This is a genomic window from Bradyrhizobium jicamae, from assembly GCF_001440395.1.
Lineage (GTDB): Bacteria > Pseudomonadota > Alphaproteobacteria > Rhizobiales > Xanthobacteraceae > Bradyrhizobium > Bradyrhizobium jicamae.
On record NZ_LLXZ01000046.1, the window covers coordinates 43,383 to 64,935 of the forward strand.

Annotated in this window: 17 protein-coding genes and 1 pseudogene; 11 read left to right on the forward strand and 7 right to left on the reverse strand. The window is 62.9% G+C overall.

The features are described from left to right. Positions 1 to 168: 168 nt before the first annotated feature. The gene (locus CQ12_RS43450; protein WP_057834609.1) at positions 169 to 1,122 is read right to left on the reverse strand and encodes a calcium-binding protein; all 954 of its coding nucleotides are present in this window, start codon (positions 1,120 to 1,122) and stop codon (positions 169 to 171) included. A gap of 866 nt (positions 1,123 to 1,988) precedes the next feature. Here CQ12_RS43450 and ilvD point away from each other — a divergent pair. Continuing rightward, a complete protein-coding gene (gene ilvD / locus CQ12_RS07030; protein WP_057834612.1) occupies positions 1,989 to 3,713 on the forward strand; it encodes a dihydroxy-acid dehydratase in 1,725 nt (574 codons plus the stop codon). Further along, a complete protein-coding gene (locus CQ12_RS07035) occupies positions 3,700 to 4,545 on the forward strand; it encodes a tetratricopeptide repeat protein (protein ID WP_057834613.1) in 846 nt (281 codons plus the stop codon). The genes ilvD and CQ12_RS07035 overlap by 14 nt, the downstream gene beginning before the upstream one ends. Positions 4,546 to 4,651: 106 nt before the next feature. On the opposite strand, the gene CQ12_RS07040 is transcribed toward CQ12_RS07035, so the two are convergent. Then, positions 4,652 to 5,152: a GNAT family N-acetyltransferase gene (locus tag CQ12_RS07040; RefSeq protein WP_347337417.1), complete on the reverse strand. Its 501-nt coding sequence runs from the start codon at positions 5,150 to 5,152 to the stop codon at positions 4,652 to 4,654. Further along, on the reverse strand, positions 5,149 to 5,940 hold the full coding sequence (xth, locus tag CQ12_RS07045) for an exodeoxyribonuclease III (protein ID WP_057834614.1): 792 nt from the start codon (positions 5,938 to 5,940) through the stop codon (positions 5,149 to 5,151). The genes CQ12_RS07040 and xth overlap by 4 nt, the downstream gene beginning before the upstream one ends. Positions 5,941 to 6,105: 165 nt before the next feature. On the opposite strand from xth, the gene CQ12_RS07050 reads away from it, so the two are divergent. The 4 genes from CQ12_RS07050 (at position 6,106) to CQ12_RS07065 (ending at position 12,067) form a co-directional block, all read left to right on the forward strand. Further along, on the forward strand, positions 6,106 to 7,236 hold the full coding sequence (locus CQ12_RS07050; protein WP_057834615.1) for an efflux RND transporter periplasmic adaptor subunit: 1,131 nt from the start codon (positions 6,106 to 6,108) through the stop codon (positions 7,234 to 7,236). Positions 7,237 to 7,239: 3 nt separating this feature from the next. Continuing rightward, the gene (locus CQ12_RS07055; RefSeq protein ID WP_057834616.1) at positions 7,240 to 10,365 is read left to right on the forward strand and encodes an efflux RND transporter permease subunit; all 3,126 of its coding nucleotides are present in this window, start codon (positions 7,240 to 7,242) and stop codon (positions 10,363 to 10,365) included. Between the two features lie 62 nt (positions 10,366 to 10,427). Next, positions 10,428 to 11,225 (forward strand): amidohydrolase family protein, encoded by a 798-nt coding sequence (locus CQ12_RS07060; protein ID WP_057834635.1) that lies wholly within the window; start codon positions 10,428 to 10,430, stop codon positions 11,223 to 11,225. A gap of 287 nt (positions 11,226 to 11,512) precedes the next feature. Next, a complete protein-coding gene (locus tag CQ12_RS07065; protein ID WP_245309776.1) occupies positions 11,513 to 12,067 on the forward strand; it encodes a hypothetical protein in 555 nt (184 codons plus the stop codon). A gap of 118 nt (positions 12,068 to 12,185) precedes the next feature. Here the strand turns inward: CQ12_RS07065 and CQ12_RS43455 are convergent, their stop codons facing one another. From CQ12_RS43455 to CQ12_RS07075, 3 genes are all read right to left on the reverse strand, one after another. Beyond that, positions 12,186 to 12,401, reverse strand: a complete 216-nt coding sequence (locus tag CQ12_RS43455) for a hypothetical protein (RefSeq protein WP_157088042.1) — start codon at positions 12,399 to 12,401, stop codon at positions 12,186 to 12,188. Between the two features lie 179 nt (positions 12,402 to 12,580). After that, positions 12,581 to 13,549 carry a tripartite tricarboxylate transporter substrate binding protein BugD gene (locus CQ12_RS07070; protein WP_083519166.1) on the reverse strand — a complete coding sequence of 323 codons (969 nt, stop codon included), beginning with the start codon at positions 13,547 to 13,549 and terminating at the stop codon, positions 12,581 to 12,583. Positions 13,550 to 13,638: 89 nt separating this feature from the next. Continuing rightward, a complete protein-coding gene (locus CQ12_RS07075; RefSeq protein ID WP_057834638.1) occupies positions 13,639 to 14,712 on the reverse strand; it encodes a tartrate dehydrogenase in 1,074 nt (357 codons plus the stop codon). A gap of 205 nt (positions 14,713 to 14,917) precedes the next feature. On the opposite strand from CQ12_RS07075, the gene CQ12_RS07080 reads away from it, so the two are divergent. Continuing rightward, complete coding sequence (locus CQ12_RS07080; RefSeq protein ID WP_057834617.1) at positions 14,918 to 15,823, forward strand: LysR family transcriptional regulator; 906 nt, start codon at positions 14,918 to 14,920, stop codon at positions 15,821 to 15,823. A 541-nt stretch (positions 15,824 to 16,364) separates the two neighbouring features. Further along, positions 16,365 to 17,003 (forward strand): response regulator transcription factor, encoded by a 639-nt coding sequence (locus tag CQ12_RS07085; protein ID WP_057834639.1) that lies wholly within the window; start codon positions 16,365 to 16,367, stop codon positions 17,001 to 17,003. A gap of 102 nt (positions 17,004 to 17,105) precedes the next feature. On the opposite strand, the gene erpA is transcribed toward CQ12_RS07085, so the two are convergent. Further along, complete coding sequence (erpA, locus tag CQ12_RS07090) at positions 17,106 to 17,435, reverse strand: iron-sulfur cluster insertion protein ErpA (protein WP_057834618.1); 330 nt, start codon at positions 17,433 to 17,435, stop codon at positions 17,106 to 17,108. 104 nt (positions 17,436 to 17,539) lie between these two features. Between erpA and CQ12_RS07095 the strand changes: the two genes are divergently transcribed. The 3 genes and pseudogenes from CQ12_RS07095 to CQ12_RS46120 form a co-directional block, all read left to right on the forward strand. Then, complete coding sequence (locus CQ12_RS07095) at positions 17,540 to 18,733, forward strand: deoxyguanosinetriphosphate triphosphohydrolase (protein WP_057834619.1); 1,194 nt, start codon at positions 17,540 to 17,542, stop codon at positions 18,731 to 18,733. Between the two features lie 9 nt (positions 18,734 to 18,742). Beyond that, on the forward strand, positions 18,743 to 20,536 hold the full coding sequence (gene argS / locus CQ12_RS07100; RefSeq protein WP_057834620.1) for an arginine--tRNA ligase: 1,794 nt from the start codon (positions 18,743 to 18,745) through the stop codon (positions 20,534 to 20,536). A gap of 115 nt (positions 20,537 to 20,651) precedes the next feature. Next, a pseudogene (locus tag CQ12_RS46120) lies at positions 20,652 to 21,553 on the forward strand (SPOR domain-containing protein); the annotation flags it as partial.

The following is a 21,553-nucleotide window of genomic DNA, read 5'->3' on the forward strand; positions in this document are numbered from 1 at the left end:
TGGTAGCCCTGCATGTAGCTTCATCCATGCGGGGCTACTTGCCGGATGGCTTAAGGAGAACGCTTCGACGCAGTCCAGCGCCCGGCGACGCTGCAATCGACACCGGACGCTGGAGAACAAGGGCCGGGAGGCGGCCCTTGTTCGTGATCGTGTCTTGTTGTCTTCGGCTTACATGTACATGTTGGCCATCGCGGTGGCTTCGTTGTGGTGGCCGCCGTCGGTGCCGCCATTGGCCAGCACGCCGTCGTCTTCCAGCTGGAAGTGGACGCCATCGGCGAGCGAATCGACCTTCTCGTAGGCGCCATATACCGTCTGGGTAACGGCGATATCGTTCTTGTTCACGAGGTTGCCGTAGACAGTGATGGTGCCAAGCAGATCCTCGTCATGCGCGCCGGCATTGCCCTGCTGGCTGATGACGGTGATCACGCTGTAGTCGTTCTTGCCGTCGCCGTTGCTGTCCTTGTGCTGGATCGACTTGACCTCGGCGGTGTGCCCGGAGATTTCGATCTTGTCGCCCTGGGCGCGGTTGAAGTCGCGGATCACGTCGTTGCCGATGCCGTCGACCCAGTGGTCGTGAGTGGCGTTGTTCTCGCCGGTCACGCCGACCCAGTCGATGGTGCCGTCGGCATTGACGTGCTTGGCGACGATCTCCTCCTTCGCATTTACGTTCATCTCGAAGCGGAAGGTGTCAGACCCGCTGCCGCCGGTGATGGTGTCGTTGACCGCCTTGAACGCCGCCGATTCGGCCGCGAAGATCCGCGTCGTGCCATCTTGCGCCGCGACCATCTCGCCGGAATCCGACCGGCTGAGCAACACGTCGTTGCCATTGCCGCCGTCCATCCGGTCGGCGCCGAAGCCGCCGACGAGAAGGTCGCCGCCGGAGCCGCCCGAGAGGGTGTCGTTGCCCGAGCCGCCCCACACCTTGTCGTCGCCGGAGCCGCCGTTGAGCGTGTCGCTGCCGGCCATGCCGGCGAGGGTGTCTTCCTTGGCACCCCCGAACAACGTGTTGTTGCCCGTCGTGCCGTTCAGATGATCATGGTCGGAGCTGCCGCCGCCGAACCTGGCGAAAATATCTTCGAAGCGGCCGTCATCGAAGAATCTGTTCAGATTGAAGCGTGCCATTATTCAAACCTCTTACTCAGAGGCCTCACGAACTAGAAAACGATCACGGACTTTGGGAAAGCCTCGCGTGACGCGCGGGAAGGACGTGAGGCAGGATCCTTCACTCGCATCGAAGGAAGAACAGGAAAACGGGCCGGTGGCTGGACGTGCGCGCGGCGGATTTGCGTTTCGCAGGGGCAATACGGTGACGCGAAAGGCATCACTGCGACCGATCTTCCGCGCATCCGTTGAATTGTGTCGGCGATCAAAACCGCTGCGGCAGATCACGTACGACGTTGTTTCATCTCGGCTATCAACAGATCAATTCGTTGATGCGCGCCTATCGCGATAAGGATCATGCGTGACGAAAAACTGACGCAAAAAGTGCCGGTCGCACAATGTTGACGCGATCGCTTCGAACGCAAGCACGCGAACTTTCGACGTGCTGCAATTGCGCGAGACGCGAAACGATTCGATGCTGCGGCGTTTGTCGCTCGAATGACATTTGCGCACGCAAGTCGAACGTCGAAATTCGATGAGGACGGAGGAGGCGAGGCCGACGCAACGGCGGAGAGACATTCCCGTCGATCGCTTCGAGGTTGTATGCGACGAGGGGTCCCAGGCTCGCAATCAAGGGGCGTTCTACCCGGAAGCGGGCAACACGGTGGCTTTGATAAGTCCGAATAATGGTTGCCGCCAAGCCACGATTGTTGCGAGGTCGCAACAGTAAGGGAAGATTTGGTTAACCACCCCGGCGGCCTCTTGCTTGCGCCGCTATTTAGCCACACCCCTTGATGAAACCATTTCTTTCAAAGCTGATTGGCCCGAAGGCGACGGGAAATTGCTCCCGAGACCGATAAGGAGATGGCTGGAAACAGGTTCCGCGGATGGACGCCAAGACCGACATCAAGAAGAGATTGCCGAGCCGTCACGTGACGGAGGGGCCGGAGCGCGCTCCCCATCGGTCCTATCTCTACGCGATGGGGCTGACCACCCAGCAGATCCACCAGCCTTTCGTCGGCGTCGCCTCCTGCTGGAACGAGGCCGCACCCTGCAACATCTCGCTGATGCGCCAGGCCCAGGCGGTCAAGAAGGGCGTCGCTGCCGCTGGCGGCACCCCGCGCGAATTCTGCACCATCACCGTGACCGACGGCATCGCCATGGGCCATGACGGCATGCGCTCGTCGCTGCCGTCGAGGGAATGCATTGCCGATTCGGTCGAGCTGACCGTCCGCGGCCACGCCTATGACGCCCTGGTCGGGCTGGCCGGCTGTGACAAGTCGCTGCCGGGCATGATGATGGCAATGGTCCGGCTCAACGTGCCCTCGATCTTCATCTATGGCGGCTCGATCCTGCCGGGCAATTTCCGCGGCCAGCAGGTCACGGTCCAGGACATGTTCGAGGCGGTCGGCAAGCACTCGGTCGGCGAAATGTCAGACGCCGATCTCGACGAAATCGAGCGGGTGGCCTGCCCGTCGGCTGGCGCGTGCGGCGCACAATTCACTGCCAACACCATGGCGACGGTGTCCGAGGCGATCGGTCTGGCGCTGCCGTATTCGGCAGGAGCGCCAGCGCCTTACGAGATTCGCGACGCGTTTTGCGCCGCCGCCGGCGAGAAGATTCTGGAGCTGATCGCAGCCAACATCCGGCCGCGCGACATCGTCACCCGCCGCTCGCTGGAAAACGCGGCGGCCGTGGTCGCGGCCTCCGGCGGCTCGACCAATGCTGCGCTGCACCTACCGGCCATCGCGCATGAGTGCGGCATCAAGTTTGACTTATTTGACGTCGCCGAAATCTTCAAAAAGACTCCTTATGTCGCGGATTTGAAGCCGGGGGGCCGTTATGTTGCCAAAGACATGTTCGAGGTTGGCGGCATACCGCTTCTGATGAAGACGCTGCTCGACAATGGCCACCTACACGGAGATTGCCTAACCGTAACGGGCCGTACGATCGCCGAAAACCTCAAGAGCGTGAAATGGAATCCGCACCAGGATGTGGTGCGGTCCGCCGACAACCCGATCACCGTCACGGGAGGCGTTGTCGGGCTGAAGGGTAATCTCGCTCCGGAGGGTGCGATCGTGAAGGTCGCGGGAATGTCGAAGTTGAAATTTACCGGTCCTGCCCGCTGCTTCGATCGGGAAGAGGACGCCTTCGATTCCGTCCAGAAGCGAACCTACAAGGAAGGCGAGGTCATCGTGATCCGCTACGAGGGGCCGCGCGGCGGTCCCGGCATGCGGGAGATGCTCTCGACCACGGCGGCGCTGACCGGGCAGGGGATGGGCGGCAAGGTCGCCCTGATCACCGACGGCCGGTTCTCCGGCGCCACCCGCGGCTTCTGCATCGGCCATGTCGGGCCGGAAGCCGCCGTGGGCGGTCCGATCGCCCTGTTGCAGAATGGTGACATTATCGAGATCGACGCCGAGGTCGGGACTCTTAACGTAAAATTGACCGACGCCGAACTCGCAGAACGTAAAACCAAATGGGCACCTCGACCGACTAACCATACGTCGGGTGCGCTGTGGAAATATGCCCAACAGGTTGGGCCGGCGGTGGACGGGGCTGTGACCCATCCTGGCGGTGCGCACGAGAAACAGTGTTATGCGGACATCTAGGCGTATCATTCTTGCGTTGATGCTGGGGGCCACACCGGTGGCCGCTCCCGGATTCGCATTCGATGGCGCGCCGGTGAAGCCGGACGCCACGCTGCCCATGATGAACCAGCCGGCTGCCGCGCAGGCCGTCACCGCACAGGCGCTGAAGAAGGCCCCGGCCACAGCGCCGACGGCGACGGCGGTCGCAGCTCCCTCCCTGAACTCGCTGCAATACGCCGCTGAGGGCGGCCATCCCGTGGCGCAGTGGAAGCTTGGCCGGATGTATGCCGATGGCGATGGCGTCGTGCAGGACGATCTGCGCGCCTTCGAATATTTCAGCCGTATCGCCAACGCGCATGCCGAGGACAGCCCGTCGGCGCCGCAGGCCACGATCGTCGCCAACGCCTTCGTGGCGCTGGGACGCTACTACCTCAACGGCATCCCGAACTCGAAGATCAAGCCGGACTCTGATCGCGCCCGGGAGATGTTCTCCTATGCCGCGTCCTATTTCGGCAATGCCGACGCGCAATACGATCTGGCGCGGCTCTACCTGAAGACCCCGGACGCTTCGCGGGACGACTTCCGCTACGGCGCACGCTGGCTCGGCCTTGCTGCCCAGAAGGGTCAGCATCAGGCGCAGGCCATGCTCGGCCAGATGCTGTTCAACGGCGACCGGCTGCCGCGGCAGGCTGCCCGCGGCCTGATGTGGTTGACACTGGCGCGCGACAATGCCGCTCCCGACGAGACCTGGATCCGCGAAAGCTACAACCGCGCCTTCGCCAAGGCCTCCGACGACGACCGCGCCACCGCGCTGCAGATGCTCGAGCACTGGGTGCAGGGCAAGCGGGACTGAACGGCACGGACACTGCCGTAGGGTGGGCAAAGCGCAGCGTGCCCACCATTCACATCAACGATTTCCGAGAGATGGTGGGCACGGCGCTAGGGCGCCTTTGCCCACCCTATGATTCCGCAACAATCTCCTTCGACATCGGATAGCCGCCGGCCGTGCCGAACTTTCCGGTCGGCGCGCCGTCGTCGATGTACCCCGCCGACCGATAGAAGCGATGCGCGGTCTCGGTGCTGGTCAACGTGCAACGCTTATTGCCTCGCTCCACGGCCCTGGCTTCGAGCGCCCTCAGCAATGCACGGCTGACGCCGCGAAACCGCGCATTGGGTGCGACATAGTTCAGTCTGATCTCTCCAGCGTCGGTTACGGCCCCGACAGCCAGAACGGCATCGCCCTCGACCGCGAGCAGGAGCGAGCTTCCGTTCTGCCTTGCCCATCCCGCCACGATTTCCGGTGTCTTGTTGGCCAGCCAGGCGTTCAAGATCACCGGATCATTGCGGTGATCGGCAAAGCATAATTGCGAGATCGATTTCCTGAGGACGTGGCAGGCGGCGACAGCGTCACTGGGCGTTGCGTCGCGAATCTCCACCTTTGCGGCAAAGGCCGCGCTCACGCCGTCTCCAGATCGAAATCCGCCCATACCGGCACATGGTCGGACGGCTTCTCCCAGGCGCGCACATAGCTGTCGATCCCGACATCGGTCAGCCGATCGCTTGCCTGCGGCGACAGCAGCAGGTGATCGATTCGCAGGCCCCAGTTCTTCTGCCAGGCGCCTGCCTGATAGTCCCAGAAGGTGTAGAGGCCCGGCTCGTCGGTCACCGCACGCAGCGCATCGGTGAGGCCAAGGCCGAGCAGGGACTGGAAGGCCTCGCGGGTCTGCGGGCGGAACAGCGCGTCATTGCCCCAGGCGGCGGGGTTATAAACGTCAGCTGCCGCGGGAATGACGTTAAAGTCGCCTGCGAGCACCAGCGGTTCTTCCGCCTTAAGCCGCTCCTTCGAATACTCAAGAAGCCGCGACATCCATTTGAGTTTATAGGGGTATTTATCGGTGTCCGGCGGGTTGCCGTTGGGCAGATAAAGGCAGGCGATCCGCATGACCCCGGTCTTGAGCGTCACCACACCTTCGAGAAATCTGGCGTGGGCATCCTCGTCGTCGCCAGCGAGGCCGGATTTGGTCTCGTCGAACGGCAGTTTCGACAGTAGCGCGACACCGTTGAAGGTCTTTTGGCCGTGGGTGACGACGTTGTAGCCGAGCGCCTCGATCTCAAGTCGCGGAAACGCATCGTCCACGCATTTGATTTCCTGTAGGCAGACGATGTCGGGCGAGCATTCCCTGAGCCAGGTCAGAAGGTGCTCGAGCCGCTGGCGGATCGAATTAACGTTCCAGGTTGCAACGCGCATGAAAATGGCTCGGGATTGTAACTACACATTGTTCCGCCAGTGGCATACCATGTGCAGCGAGGCTGTGATAACCGTTTAGAAATAAGGCGCGAAGATCGCCGTCAAGGGGCTAGGAGAAGACCTTCCCGTCCTTTCTTTTTGAGGACCGGCGGGCGTGAAAAAAATATGAAAAAGCGTTCCGTAATCCTTCTCGTCGGCGCTATCGCCATTGCCACGGCAGCCGGCTTTATCACTCGCTCCTCGTGGATGGGCGGCAGCAGCAACGCCCAGGGCCCGCAGCGTCCGCGCATGGTCTCCGTCGAGCTCGCCAAGGCCGAGCGCAAATCGATGCCGGTCGATGTCGACGCCATCGGGATGGTAACGCCGATCTCCAGCGTGGCGCTGAAGTCGCGGCTGGAAACCACCATCGTCGCGGTTCATTTCGAGGACGGCGCCAAGGTCAACGAGGGCGATCTCTTGTTCACGCTGGATAGCCGCCAGATCGACGCGCAGATCGAGCAGGCCGAGGGCGTGCTCGCCAAGGACCAGGCGCAGCTCGAGGGCGCGCAGCGCGACCTCCGCCGCTTCAACGACCTCGTCAGCAAGGGCGCCACCACGCAGGTCAATGTCGACAACGCCAGGACCCAGTCCGACATCCTGACCGGCACCATCAAGGCCGACCAGGCCGCGCTCGACAATCTGAAAGTCCAGAAGAGCTACACCACGATCCGCGCGCCGTTCTCCGGGCGCATCGGCGTCGCCAATGTGAAGGTCGGCAATTTCGTCCGCCCGGCGGACACCACCCCGCTGGCGGTCATCAACCAGATGGCGCCGGTCTACGTGACCTTCACGGTGCCGCAGCGCGTGCTGGTGGATCTGCGCGGGTCGATGGCCAAGGGCGCCTCCGGCGTCACCGCCACCATCCCCGGCTCTCAGCATTCCGAGAGCGGCAAGGTCGCGATGGTCGAGAACACTGTCGATCAGACCACCGGCATGGTCACCGTGCGCGGCATCATGGCCAACGAGAAGGAGGCGCTGTGGCCGGGAACCCTGGTCGCCACCAAGCTCATCATCCGATCTGAGGATTCGATCGTGGTGCCGACGGTCGCCGTGCAGCGCAGCCAGAGCGGCAATTTCGTTTTCATGGTCAAGGACGGTGTCGCCAAGGTCCAGCCGGTCAAGGTCGATCGTACCGCGCAGGGCATGTCGGTGATCTCGGAAGGCCTTAGCGGCGGCGAAAGCGTCGTTGTCGATGGCCAGCTGCTGCTGTCAGATGGATCGCGGGTCGAGGCACGAGTCAAGAAGGCCGGGGCATAGAAGATGACCCTCTCCGAACTCTGCATCCGCCGGCCGGTCATGACGACGCTGATCACGGCGTCGATCATCGCGTTCGGCATCTTCGGTTTCCGCCTGCTGCCGGTCTCGGCGCTGCCACGGGTCGATTTCCCGACCATTGCGGTGACCGCGACGCTGCCCGGCGCCAGCGCGGACACCATGGCGGCATCTGTGGCCGGCGTCATCGAGCGTCAGCTCTCGACGGTCGCCGGCATCTCCTCGATGTCGTCGAACTCGTCGCAGGGCATCAGCACCATCACGATCCAGTTCGATCTCAACCGCAACATCGACGCCGCGGCGCTCGACGTGCAGACGGCGTTGACGATCGCGCAGCGCCGGTTGCCGGTCGAGATGATCATCCCGCCGAGCTTCCGCAAAGTGAACCCGGCCGATTTCCCCGTTCTGTTCGTCGTGCTCAACTCGTCGACGCTACCGTTGTCGACGGTCCACGAATATGGCGACATCACCATCGGCCAGACGCTCTCGCAGATTCCGGGCGTCGCCCAGGTCAGTGTCTATGGCGCGCAGAAATTCGCCATTCGCGTCCAGGCCGATCCCGAAGCCGCCGCGGCGCGCGGGCTGTCACTCGATGATATCCGCACGGCGGTGTCCCGCGCCAATTCCTCGACCCCGGTCGGCACGTTGAACGGGCCGAAACAGGACGTCGCGCTGCAGGCCTCGGGCCAGATGGACAAGGCGGTGGATTATCGCCAGATCGTGGTGGCCTGGCGCAACGGTTCCCCGGTCAAGCTCGACGAGGTGGCGCGGATCTACGACAGCGTCGAGAACGAGCGGGTTGCGAGCTGGCTTAACAACGAGCGTGCCATCGTGCTCGGGATCCAGAAGCAGCCGGACGCCAACACGGTGGCGGTGGTCGACTCCATTCTCGCCAAATTCCCGGCATTGCGGGCGCAGATTCCGCCATCGGTGTCCATCAACGTCCTGATGGACCGCTCGATTTCCATCCGTCAGGCGGTGGCCGACGTCGAAGAAACGCTGCTGATCGCGATCGGACTGGTCATCCTGGTGATCTTCCTGTTCCTGCGCTCGGCGTCCGCGACCTTCATACCGGCGCTGGCGGTCCCGATCTCGTTGTTCGGCACCTGCGCGGTGATGTACGCGCTCGATTATTCCATCAACAACATGACGCTTCTGGCGCTGACGCTTTCCGTCGGCTTCGTGGTCGACGACGCCATCGTCATGCTGGAAAATATCGTCCGCCATATCGAGCACGGCATGCGGCCGTTCGAGGCCGCGCTGAAGGGCGCGCGCGAGATCGGCTTTACCATCATCTCGATCACCTTCTCGCTGATCGCCGTGTTCATTCCGGTACTGCTGATGGGCGGTATCGTCGGCCGCGTGTTCCGCGAATTCGCCGTGACGATTTCGGTCGCGATCGTGGTGTCCGGCTTCGTCTCTTTGACGCTGACGCCGATGCTATGCGCGCGCGTGCTGCGGGCGCATGATGCGACCAAGCGGCCGAACATCGTGCTCCGGGTCTTCGAGGCGATGTTCGATTCCTGGCTGCGGGCCTATGAGTGGACGCTCGACTGGGTGCTGGCGCGCAAATTCCTGATGCTGCTGGTGACGCTGGGCACGCTGGGTGGCACCATCTACCTCTATATGATCGTGCCGAAGGGCTTCTTCCCGCAGGAGGACACCGGCTTTTTGATCGGCGTGACCGAGGCCGCCACCGACACCTCATTCGATGCGATGAAGGAGCGGCAGCAGGCACTGGTCGACGTGCTGAAAGCCGATCCCGCGATCGAATATATCAACTCCACCGTCGGTGCCGGCGGCCCCAACGCCACGGCCAACTATGGGCGCCTGTTCCTCGCGCTGAAGCCGAAGAAGGAGCGCGACAGCCTCAACGTGATCATCGCCCGGCTTCGCCTCAAGGCCCGCGAGATCCCGGGCCTTCAGGCGTTCTTCCAGCCGATCCAGAACCTCAATATCGGCGGACGGATCTCCAAGAGCCAGTACCAATACGTGATGCAGAGCGGCGATACCGAGTCGCTGTACCGCCTGGCGCCGGAGATGCGTGAGAAGATCGAGAAGCTGCCGGGCCTGCTCGACGTTACCACCGATCTCTACATCAAGAACCCGCAGATGACGGTCGATATCGATCGCGAGAAGGCTGCTGTCTACGGCGTCACCGTCGATCAGGTCCGCAACCAGCTCTACAACGCCTACGGCTCGCGCCAGGTCGGCACCATCTACATGCCGTCGAACGACTACCAGATCATTCTGGAAGTGCAGCCGCAATTCCGCGTCGATCCGTCTGACCTCTCCAAGCTCTATATGAAGACGCAGAACAACCAGACGATCCCGCTGTCGGCGGTGGCGAAACTGGTTCCGACCGTCGGGCCGCTGCAGATCAACCACCAGGGCCAGCAGCCGGCGGTGACGATTTCCTTCAACCTCGCGCCCGGCTTTTCGCTGGGCTATGCGGTCGACAAGATCACCGAGCTCGAACAGGCCTCGAACCTGCCGGCGACGATTGCGACCGGATTCTCCGGCACCGCCCAGGTGTTCCAGGATTCGCTGCGCGGGCAGGGCGTCCTGATCCTCGCCGCGGTGTTTGCCGCCTTCGTCATCCTCGGCATTCTCTACGAGAGCTTCATCCATCCGATCACGATCATCTCGGGCCTGCCGTCGGCCGGCATCGGCGCGATCCTGACCCTGATGCTGTTCGGCATGGAGATGTCGGTCATCGCCATGATCGGCATCGTGATGCTGGTCGGCATCGTCAAGAAGAACGCCATCATGATGGTCGACTTCGCGCTGGAGCGCCGCCGCGTCGGCTTGAGCGCCGAACACGCGATCCGCGAGGCGGCGCTGCTGCGCTTCCGCCCGATCATGATGACGACGTTTGCCGCGATCTTCGGCACGCTGCCGATCGCCATCGGCGCGGGCGCCGGCGCCGAACTGCGCCAGCCGCTGGGCATTGCGGTCGTCGGCGGCCTCTGCCTGTCGCAGCTGCTGACGCTGTACATCACGCCCGTGATCTACATCTATCTCGACCGCATCGACCGCCGCCTGCGGCGCAAGCTCGAACCGCAACTGGAAGAGCCGGGCGAGGAGCGGCCACACGTGGTCGCCGCCGAATGAGCGCCATCGGGCAGCTGGTTCGATCCGCATTGCGATGCGCCGCCGTCGTGGCGCTCGCATGGATGGCGGGGACAGCCGGGCAGGCGAGGGCGGACGAACCGATCGAGATCTTCGACGCCCACCTGCACTACAATTGGGAGCCAAAGCCCCATTTTGGCATCGACGAGGTGCTGGCGCTGTTCAGAAAGCACCGCGTTACCGGCATCCTTGCCACCAGCCGTCCGAATACCGGCACGCATGCGCTGATGGACGCGAAACCGCAAGGCTTGCAGATCGTCCCCTTCATCCGGCCGTACCGGGTGCGCGCCGACATCCAGACCTGGTTCGGCGATCCCTTCATCTTCGACCTCGTGCAGGACGAATTCAAACGCGGCTATTACCGCGGCATCGGCGAATTCCACATCTCGGGCAAGGCCGCCGATACCGAGTGGGTGAAGAAGACCGTCGATTTCGCGGTCGAGCACGACCTCTATCTGCATGCCCATGCCGACGACGTCGCCGTCGAAATCCTGATGCGCCACAACCCGCGTGCGCGCATCATCTGGGCCCATACCGGCCTTGGTCTCTCGACCGATCGCGTCGCGGAGATGCTGACAAAATATCCAAAACTGTGGGGCGAACTGTCCTATCGCGGCGGCATCACCGACGGCGGCGGCAAGCTGACGGCCGAATGGCGCGCGCTGTTCGAGCGGTTTCCGGACCGCTTCCTGCTCGGCTCCGACACCTGGATCAACGAGCGTTGGGACAGCTACGGCCAGATCATGGCCGGCTATCGCGCATGGCTCGCGCAGTTGCCGCCGAAGATCGCAGCACAGGTCGCGCATGGCAATGCGCGGGCGCTGTTCGGCGGGGCGCGGTGAGCGGACGCCTCAATCCGCAAACCCGCGTGCTGCAGCCAAATAGCTCGCGTCCGACGATGTTGCCGAAGCGGAATTCCGAGATGACGTGACGCCAGCGTCTTTCGGTGAACACCGACGCGCGCCGCGACGGTTCCCGCGCTGGAAGCCGGGTTTCATCGTCGAAAATGGCAGGACGCAGGCGGTTTCGGAGGCTTCCTGGGCAATTGACGGCATCATGTTCCGGATCACGAGAACAAGTGCTGAACCTTTCCTCCCTCGCTAAGACCTATAGTTGTGTCCGAGCCTGCATGCTGGACAATTCCGGGAACGTCAGCCGCTGGCGAGGCACGGCAAGCATTCCACATCAGCAAACGCAGGAGGAGCACATGCGCAAGTCACTCGCCGTTTTCCTTTCCGGCGTGGCTCTGGCCATGGCGGCGTCGCCCGCTCTGGCCGGAGAGCAGGTACTCGAATTCAAACTCGTCACCAAGCCAATCGACTTCAAAATAACAGAGGTCGCAAACATTGAGGGACAGACCGTCGCGTCCGGCAAACTGTTCGGTGTCGCCGTCTTCAAGGATGGCCGTATGGGGGTGAAAGAGTTCGTCAATTCCTCAGACACGCTCAAAGGCACCGGCTCCTTCTTCGGCTACAGCACCTACACGTTCGAGGAGGGCTCGATCACGGCGCGCTACACCGGCTCGGTCAAAGACGGTCGCTCAAACGGCGAATATACCATCCTCTCGGGCACGGGCGCCTATGCGAACGCCACGGGTACGGGCACCATCGAAAGCGCGCCGAACCCGTTCAAGGGCGTCAACCTCTTCAACATAAAACTGGTCGTCAGAACGCCTGGCACATAAGACGCCTTATGCGCAGCCGCGCCTCCGCCACGCTAGTGCCGTGAGGCGCGGCTCCGCTCATGCGCATGAGTTCACGCTACGCAACCGGCGAACGTTGAGGTTTTCAGGCAGCGCAACGTCAGCCCGGATATCGCGCTTCGGCGCCCCCTTGCAGACCGGCTTCCCGATGATGGAAATTTCTCCCGATCCCTTCCCGGTCGAGGCGGCGCAGCCCCATGGCCAGCTGTCTCAGGTCATTGCGATGCGGCCCCACAGGTAATTTTCGGGCGCGCCGCAGCGCGTCGACGGCATGTTGTTTGAGGGGTGTCATGGCCTCGTCTGACGAATTCTTCATCAGCCTGCCCTCGCGCGGAATGAAAATGATGAGGCTTGATTATATTGGCAACCAAAACCGCGTGTCTGTTCGGAAATGGACCTACCAGAATTTTTTTGGCGAATGCTTTCGGCAGTGCGGCTGCCCAATTATCACCGCTACAAGTTTTAAGGCAGCGCGCACTCCAATCAGCGGTTTACTCAATCCGCGAACTGTCCCGCCGCCTTGATGATCGGCGCCCAGCGGTCGACCTCGCTGATCAGTTTCGCCTTCAGGGCTTCGGGCGTCGCTTCGTTCTGCGGCACCGGCTCGGTGTTGATGTCGTTGAACCGCTTCACCAGATCGGGGTCGCGCAGCGCCTCCTGCAGTGTCTTGGATAGTTTCTGGATGATGTCGTCGGGCGTGCCCTTCGGCGCATAGATGCCGTGCCAGGCGGCGACTTCAAAGCCTTTCAAGCCGGACTCGTCGGCAGCCGGAAGATCGGGCATCGACGCGAGTCGCGTCTTCGTGGTGATGGCGTAGGCCTTGACCAGCTTGGACGCGATCGGGCTCGTGGTGTTGGTGGTCTGATCGCAGGAAAGGTCGATCTGCTTGGCGATCAGATCGTTCATCACAGGCGCATTGCCCTTGTAGGGCACGGTGAGGATTTCTTTGCCGACCGCCGTCATGAACAGCATACCGCAGAGATGCGAGGCCGCGCCGAGCCCGGCATTGCCAAAAGTCATCTTGTCGCCATTGGCCTTGATGTAGGTGACGAGCTCGGCAAGCGTCTTCGGCGGCAGATCGGGGCGGCCGATGATCGTCATCGGCGCGTTGGTGACGAGGCCGATCGGCGCGAACGCCGTCTTGGTGTCGTAAGCGAGCTTGCGGTAGAGCGTCGCAGCCGTGGAGATGCCGATGTGGTGGATCAGGATCGTGTAGCCGTCCGGTTCGGCGCGCGAGGCCCGCGTCGCCGCGATGGTGCCGCCGGCGCCTGTGGCGTTCTCGACGACAATCGTCTGTCCGAGCAGTTTCGACATCGACTGCGCGGTCACCCGTGCCACCGTGTCGGTGGCGCCGCCGGCGGCGAAGGGCACCAGCAGCGTGATCGGCCGGCTCGGGTAGTTCTGCGCCTGGCTTGCGGAACTGACCATGGCCAACGCGAGCGCGATAGCGGCCGTCTTTCTCATTTTCATCTGCACCTCCCAATATTCTTGTTCTGATTTGTAGCGCGGGCATTTTTGCCTCGCGCACGGTTGGCCACGCCGGTGTTGGGCCGTCACACGTTGGAGCTATGGATGGCGTCCACCACGGCCTGGGTGACATCCTTTGTCGTCGCGGTGCCGCCGACATCGGGCGTAGTAATGCCGGCGCCCGTGACCTTTTCCACGGCGCGCATCAGCCGCGCCGACGCCTCGGACTCGCCGAGATGATCGAGCATCTGCGACGCCGTCCAGAAGCTCGCCACCGGATTGGCGATGCCCTTGCCGGTGATGTCGAACGCCGAGCCATGGATCGGCTCGAACATCGAAGGGAACCGCCGCTCGGGATCGATGTTCGCGGTCGGCGCCACGCCGAGGCTGCCGGCCAGCGCGCCGGCGAGGTCGGACAGGATGTCGGCGTGGAGGTTGGTGGCGACGATGGTGTCGAGGCTCTGCGGCTTGAGCGTCATGCGCACCGTCATCGCATCGACCAGCATCTTGTCCCAGGTGACGTCAGGAAATTCTCTCGACACCTCGTCGGCGATCTCATCCCACATCACCATGCCATGGCGCTGCGCGTTCGATTTGGTTACGACGGTGAGCAGTTTTCGCGGCCGCGACTGCGCGAGACGGAACGCATAGCGCATGATGCGCTGGACGCCGACGCGGGTAAAAACCGCAACCTCGGTGCCGACTTCCTCCGGCAGCCCGCGATGCACCCGGCCGCCGCAGCCGGCATATTCGCCTTCGGAATTTTCGCGCACGATCACCCAGTCGAGGTCGCCGAGGCCGGCATGGCGCAACGGCGAGGTGATGCCGGGCAGGATTCGGGTCGGCCGCACATTGGCGTATTGGTCAAAGCCCTGGCAGATCGGCAGGCGCAGGCCCCACAGCGTGATGTGATCGGGAACGTCCGGCGCGCCGACCGCGCCAAAATAGATCGCATCGAACTTTTTCAAGGTCGCGAGGCCGTCGGCCGGCATCATCACGCCGTGCTTGCGGTAGTAATCGGAACCCCAGTCGAAGGTCTCGACATTGAATTTCACGTCGCCGAGGCGCTTCTGCAGGCTCTCGAGCGCCTGAACGCCGGCGGCGATCACTTCCGGGCCGATACCATCGGCGGGGATCGCCGCGATTGAGTATTCACGCATCGAAATCTCCTTGAGAACGGCCATCTTGCCGTCATGCGAGCGCAGCGAAGCAATCCACCTCTCCACCAGCGGTGCTTCGCGGCGCTCGCAATGACGGGGGCTGCTGCGGGTCTTGCTCTCAGGGCATCCTGAGGCCGCTTTTGTTGATCGACAACAGCTTCGCGTTTATACAAAAAATTGATATAATCGCGTCCCGGGAGGACCGATGGACCTGCATCACTTGCGCTGTTTCGTGGCTGCCGCCGAGGAACTGCACTTTGGCCGCGCCGCGCAGCGGCTCGACATGCTGCCGTCGGCGCTCGGTCGCTTCATCCGGCTGCTCGAGGACGACCTCGGCACGCGGCTGATGATGCGAACGACGCGCAGCGTCGCGCTGACGGACGATGGCGCCGTGCTGCTGAAGGAGGCGAGGGCGCTACTCGCGCAGGCCGATGCGCTCGCCGGAAAATTCCGCACACGCGGTCGCAAGCGGGCCGCGATCATCCGCGTCGGCGCGATCGACAGCGCCGCCGCGGGCTTGCTGCCACCGCTCCTGCACGATTTCCGAAAGCGGTGCCCCGGCGTCACCGTCCAACTGGTCGAGGACAAGACCGTGCGCTTGCTGCCGCGGCTGTTGTCCGGCCGGCTCGATCTCGCCTTCGTGCGTCCGCCGGATAGACCCGACAAGCGGCTGGAGTTTCTCTTCCTGCTGCACGAGACGGCCGTCGTCGCCGTTGCCGAGCGTCATCCGCTGTCACAGCGCAAACGCCTGACCATCGCCGATCTCGAAGATGAGCCGCTGATCGTACCGGAACGCCGGTCGCGCCCGCACAGCCATGACCTCACCATGAAACTGTTCGCCGAAGCCGGGCGCGAGGCGCGCGTCGCACAAATCGCCGACGAGAAGCAGACCATCGTCAACCTGGTCTCCACGGGTCTTGGCGTTGCCATCGTCCCGCGCTGGACATCGCGCATGGCAACCCGCGGCGTTCGCTTCATCCGCCTTGCCACCTCCGACATGAACAAGCTGCCGCTCGCGGCTGCCTTCACCCGCGGCACGCGCGATCCCGTGAGGGACGACGTATTGGAGATGCTGAAAGCCGATTTGCCGCGCTACGCGCGAGAGGCGTAGGGGCTCGGTGCAATCTGGTCCAACGTCATTGCGAGCGAAGCGAAGCAATCCACGTCTCCACTTGCGGCACTATGGATTGCTTCGCTGCGCTCGCAATGACGATCTGAAGTCGCGCAGGGTGAGCAAGCAGCGCCGGCAACCTGCGCACCATCCATCACCGAATGCGCTGCTTGATGGTAGGCACGCTTCGCTTTCACGCGGTTGTCAGCACCACATCATTTGTTAGAGACGGAGGAGCGGCGAGCGCGCATGCTCCTGAGGGCGCGGCGGTAACGTAATCTCCATAAGCAAACTTAATGGCTCAAGAACGCACCTGATCCCGTTCAGCAGATCGGCCCGCACTTGCGAGGCATTTGCAATCAGAAGGACACACCCCGGCTTTCGGTGCGGCAAGCGGTGTTGAATTTAATTTGCCCTCCCAATCCCAAATCGATAGTTGCCCTCCAAGAGCGACACGACTGGCAATGGCCGGGCGAGAAGGCGCTGCAACAACAAACAAGAAAAGCAAGCACAGCGCTACTTTTCGTCCCTGGAGAATATTTTGCCCGGCATCGTCCATGTCGTGGATGACGACGCGTCGTTCCGAACAGCCATTCAGCGACTACTGGAAGTGGCCGGATACAGAGTCATCACTTATCCATCGGCTCAGCAATTACTGAATCAGCGGCCAGACGAAAATGCGAGAGGTTGCATTCTTCTGGATGTCCGACTGCCCGGCGTGAGCGGGCCTGAGCTGCAGCGCCGTTTGACTGAACGCGGCTCAATCCTGCCGATCATCTTTCTGACGGGTTACCAGGATATCACTACCACGGTGAAGGCAATGAAGGCGGGGGCAGATAACTTCTTGATCAAGCCTGTAAGCGCGGATGAGCTATTGAGAGCAATTGGAACGGCGATAGCGCGGCACGATTCAGAGCGCGCGCTAAACAGCGAACTGGAGGCGCTACGGGCTCGGCTATCGACGCTGACGCCACGTCAACGGCAGGTCTTTGAGCTGGTCGTGCGGGGTAAGACGAACAAGCATGCCGCGCGCGAACTCGGATGCACCGAGCGAACGATCAAGGCTCATCGGCAGGAGATCATGAAAAAAATGAAGGTTCGAACGTTGCCCGAACTCGTCACGATTGCCGAGCGGCTTGACGTATCAGGTCCGAGGAATGTGCCGCCCCGAGACGACTAGGCGCCACGCTGGCAGCGACGGGGGTCGTGGCGGTGCGCGACCGCTATCTCAGCGTCATTGCAAGCTTCACGGAGCCAGATGGAAATAGGCCGCGCCTTGGCCTCAGACCGAAAAGCTCGTCCCGCAGCCGCACGATGCGGTGGCGTTCGGATTGACCACGCGGAAGGACGCGCCGATCAGATCGTCGACGAAATCGACTTCCGAGCCCGCGAGGAACGGCACCGAGGCCGGGTCGACCAGCACCACCGCGCCCTCGCGCGCGATCACCAGATCGTCCTCGGCCTTGGCATGGTCGACGTCGAACTTGTACTGGAAGCCGGAGCAGCCACCGCCCTCGACGGAGATGCGCAGCATGGCGCCGTCGCCTTCGCCCTTGAGGATTTCGCCGATGCGGCGGGCAGCCCGCTCGCTGACGGTGATGGCAGTGGTCATGGCATCGTCTCCAGAGCCGTCATACCCAATTCATTTGGTATGGCGCCTCAGACATAGTTAAGTGCGTAGTCTCGCGGAATCAAATGGATAAGGACTAAAAAATCGTGTCGGTCGGAATGGCTGCCCCCCGTGCGCCTTATGGCTGCGATCCCGATTTGAGCCGCGGCCGGCTGTTTTCGGAGCCGCCGAGCCGGACCCGCAGCCCGTTCCGGCGCGATTGCGACCGGGTGATCCATTCCACCGCGTTCCGGCGGCTGAAGCACAAGACACAAGTTTTCGTGTTCCACGAGGGCGATCATTACCGCACCCGCCTGACCCATTCGTTGGAAGTGGCGCAGATCGCCCGCGCGCTGGCCCGCCAGCTTGGCCTCGATGAGGACCTCACCGAGACGCTGGCGTTGGCCCATGACCTCGGCCATCCCCCGTTTGGTCACGCTGGCGAGCGGGCGCTCGACAAGTGCCTCGCCGCCCATGGCGGCTTCGATCATAACGCGCAGGCGCTGCGGGTCGTAACCTCGCTGGAGCACCGCTACCCTGAGTTCGACGGGCTGAACCTGACCTGGGAGTCGCTGGAGGGTATCGTCAAGCACAACGGCCCGCTCACCGCGCGGGGCGTGGCGGCCGAAAGCGGGATTCCCATCGGCATTGCCGAGTTCAACCGGAAATTCGATCTGGAGCTGTGGAGCTATGCCTCGCTGGAGGCGCAGGTCGCAGCCTTCGCCGACGACATCGCCTACGACGCCCACGACATCGATGACGGCCTGCGCGCCGGCCTGTTTGCCGTCGACGACCTCAAGGTGATGCCGCTGACGCAGGCGATCATCGGCGAGATCGACCGTCACTATCCCAATCTCGACGACGCCAGGCGTGGCGCGGAACTGGTGCGCGAGCTGATTTCCTACATGATCGGCGCCGTCATGTCGGAGGCGGGCAGGCGCCTTGCGGCGGCGAAACCGCAATCGGCCCATGACGTCCGCCATTACCATCAGCCGCTGGTCGCCTTTCCGCCCGAGGTCGCGGAGCAGGAGGCCGCCATCAAGTCGTTCCTCAAGCTGCATATGTACAGGCATCACCGGGTGATGCGGGTGATGGGCGAGGCCGAAGGCATCCTGTTTGACCTGTTCGCGCGCTACCAATCCTCGCCGGGTGACCTGCCGGCCGAATGGGTCGAAGGCACCGAGCGCGAAACGGAGGGCGAAAGGGCGCGCCGGATCGGCAATTTCATCGCCGGAATGACCGATCGTTTTGCCTTAATCGAGCATCAAAGGCTTTTTGACTCGACCCCGGATTTGCGTTAGGCGGCGCCCATGTCCGACAAGCCAGCTTCACAACACCTGTTTGCCGACGCGCTGGCGCGCGTGCAGGCGATCTGCGCCGCGCTCGCAGCCGAGGGCCAATGGCCCGCCGGCATCGATTTCTCCCGCGTCGTGGTCGAGCCGCCGCGCGACGCCAGCCATGGCGACATGGCGACCAACGCCGCGATGGTGCTGGCCAAGGACGCGAAGGTAAAACCGCGCGAACTCGCCGACAAAATCGCGGAAAAATTGCGTGCTGACGATCTGGTCGCCGCGGTCGAGGTCGCCGGTCCGGGATTCATCAATCTCACCCTGAAGCCCCAGGTCTGGACAGCCGAACTGCTCACGATGCTGCGTGAGGGCGCGTCCTACGGCCAAAGCGCGATCGGCCACGGCGCCAAGGTCAATGTCGAATACGTCTCGGCCAACCCGACCGGGCCGATGCATGTCGGCCACTGCCGGGGTGCAGTGTTCGGCGACGCGCTGTGCGGCCTGCTCGACTTTGCCGGCTATGACGTCACGCGCGAATACTACATCAACGACGCCGGCGCGCAGGTCGACGTGCTCGCGCGCTCCGCGTTCCTGCGCTATCGCGAAGCGCTGGGAGAGAACATCGGCGAAATTCCGGAAGGGCTGTATCCCGGCGACTATCTCGTGCCGGTCGGTCAGGCACTTGCGACCGAACATGGCGACAAGCTGCAGGCGATGCCGGAGGCCGCCCGGCTGCCGATCGTGCGCGCCAAGGCGATCGCCATGATGATGGACATGATCAAGGGCGATCTCGCCGCGCTGAACATCAAGCACGACGTGTTCTTCTCGGAGCGGTCGCTGATTGAGACCGGCAACAACAAGGTCGCCGAGACCATCGATTTCCTGCGCGCCAAGGGCGACATCTACGAAGGCAGGTTGCCGCCGCCGAAGGGCAAGCCGGTCGAGGATTACGAAGATCGTATCCAGACGCTGTTTCGCGCCACCGCCTATGGCGATGATGTCGATCGTCCGTTGATCAAGTCGAACGGCGCCTACACCTATTTCGCGTCCGACATCGCCTATCACAAGAACAAGGTCGATCGCGGCTTCCTCGACATGATCGACGTGTTCGGCGCCGATCACGGCGGCTACATCAAGCGCATGCAGGCGGCGGTGAAGGGCGTCAGCGACGGCAAGGCCGCGCTCGACGTCAAGGTCGTGCAACTCGTCCGGCTGTTGCGCGCCGGTGAGCAAGTCAGGATGTCGAAGCGCTCAGGCGATTTCGTCACGCTGCGTGAGGTCGTCGACGAAGTCGGCTCCGACGCCGTTCGCTTCATGATGCTGTTCCGCAAGAACGACGCCGTGCTCGATTTCGATCTCGCCAAGGTGCTCGAACAGTCGAAGGACAATCCCGTCTTCTACGTGCAGTACGGTCACGCCCGTGGACATTCGATTTTCAAGAATGCCCGCGAAGTGGTTCCCGAGTTGCCCGAGGACGATGCCGCACGGGCCGCCTGGCTGGGTTCCGCCCCGGTCGAGCGGCTGACAGATCCGGCCGAAACGGACCTTTTGAAGCGGCTGGCGCTCTATCCGCGAATAATCGAGGCGGCGGCGGTCGCACATGAGCCACACCGAATCGCTTTTTATCTATATGATTTGGCCAGTGAATTTCATGCGTTGTGGACCAAGGGGCGGGATTTGCCCTATTTACGCTTCATTATGACTAATGATGCAGAGATCACGAGGGCGCGACTGGCTATGGTCCAGGGCGTCGTCTCGGTTCTGGCATCGGGCTTAGCCGTTCTCGGCGTCCACGCTCCGACCGAGATGCGGTAGGCAGGGGCGAAGGCCTTCACGAATGGGGGTTCGTGAGGGTATCTGGCAGGGGCCGCTCGTCATGGTTTGTTTGACATGGCGGGTTGGCGCTGTCCCGTAGGGATGCATCATCACGATGGCTGATCGATATCAGGACCGACCTTTTCCCTCCGCCGACCAGGCTCGCGGCGAGAGCGATCCTTTGGCTGAGCTCGCAAGGCTGATCGGGCAGAACGACTCGTTCGCGAACGCCCCCAAGCCGGCGCCGTACCCGCTGCAGTCGCGGGCCAATGCGCGTCCGCCGCAATATGATCCGCCGACGTATGATCCGCCGGAAGAGGAGCGCGGTGCGCCGCCGGCACTGCCGGCATGGATGCAGCGCGCGCGTCAGGAAACCACCACCCCGCCGCCGCCGCTTCCGTCACCGTTGCCGCAGAACTACGACGACGAGCCGGACTATCAGGCGCCGCCGGTGCATCCGTTGCATCGCTATTCGGCCCAGCCGCCGCAGGTGCCTACGCACGAAGCGCCCGTGCGGGATGACTATTACGAGGCTCCGCAACACCAGCAATATGCCGACGATCCGCAGCAGCAGGACCCGTCGCGCTACGACGATGCGCTGTACGGCCGGTTGGAAAACGGCGAGCACGATTATCAGCGCGATCCGGCCTATCCGGACGATCCCTATGCCTACCAGAGCGAATACGAGGAAGAGCCCGAGCCCAAGAAGCGTTCGAGCGGCCTGATCACGGTCGCCGCGGTGCTGGCGCTCGCCGTGGTCGGGACCGGCGCTGCCTTTGCCTATCGCACCTATGTCGGTTCGCCGCGCTCAGGCGAGCCGCCGATCATCCGGGCCGACAACAGCCCGACCAAGGTAATCCCGGCGCCATCCGACGGGGGCGCCGCCAAGAACCCTGACCGGATGCTGTCCGGCGATGGCGGCGAGAAGCTGGTGTCGCGCGAAGAGACTCCAGTCGATGTCACGAGGTCCGGCGCGCCGCGGGTGGTGTTCCCGCCGCTGAACCAGAACAACAGTCC

Bases quoted from the DNA above. Each gene is read 5' to 3' on its own strand.
- CQ12_RS43455 (WP_157088042.1), bottom strand. From the start codon at position 12,401: ATGAAGAATTCGTCAGACGAGGCCATGACACCCCTCAAACAACATGCC.
- CQ12_RS07080 (WP_057834617.1), top strand. From the start codon at position 14,918: ATGGACCTGCATCACTTGCGCTGTTTCGTGGCTGCCGCCGAGGAACTG.
- argS (WP_057834620.1), top strand. From the start codon at position 18,743: ATGTCCGACAAGCCAGCTTCACAACACCTGTTTGCCGACGCGCTGGCG.
- CQ12_RS07075 (WP_057834638.1), bottom strand. From the start codon at position 14,712: ATGCGTGAATACTCAATCGCGGCGATCCCCGCCGATGGTATCGGCCCG.
- CQ12_RS07035 (WP_057834613.1), top strand. From the start codon at position 3,700: ATGCGGACATCTAGGCGTATCATTCTTGCGTTGATGCTGGGGGCCACA.
- CQ12_RS07055 (WP_057834616.1), top strand. From the start codon at position 7,240: ATGACCCTCTCCGAACTCTGCATCCGCCGGCCGGTCATGACGACGCTG.
- xth (WP_057834614.1), bottom strand. From the start codon at position 5,940: ATGCGCGTTGCAACCTGGAACGTTAATTCGATCCGCCAGCGGCTCGAG.
- erpA (WP_057834618.1), bottom strand. From the start codon at position 17,435: ATGACCACTGCCATCACCGTCAGCGAGCGGGCTGCCCGCCGCATCGGC.
- CQ12_RS43450 (WP_057834609.1), bottom strand. From the start codon at position 1,122: ATGGCACGCTTCAATCTGAACAGATTCTTCGATGACGGCCGCTTCGAA.
- CQ12_RS07065 (WP_245309776.1), top strand. From the start codon at position 11,513: ATGCTGGACAATTCCGGGAACGTCAGCCGCTGGCGAGGCACGGCAAGC.
- CQ12_RS07060 (WP_057834635.1), top strand. From the start codon at position 10,428: ATGGCGGGGACAGCCGGGCAGGCGAGGGCGGACGAACCGATCGAGATC.
- CQ12_RS07050 (WP_057834615.1), top strand. From the start codon at position 6,106: ATGAAAAAGCGTTCCGTAATCCTTCTCGTCGGCGCTATCGCCATTGCC.
- CQ12_RS07070 (WP_083519166.1), bottom strand. From the start codon at position 13,549: ATGAGAAAGACGGCCGCTATCGCGCTCGCGTTGGCCATGGTCAGTTCC.
- ilvD (WP_057834612.1), top strand. From the start codon at position 1,989: ATGGACGCCAAGACCGACATCAAGAAGAGATTGCCGAGCCGTCACGTG.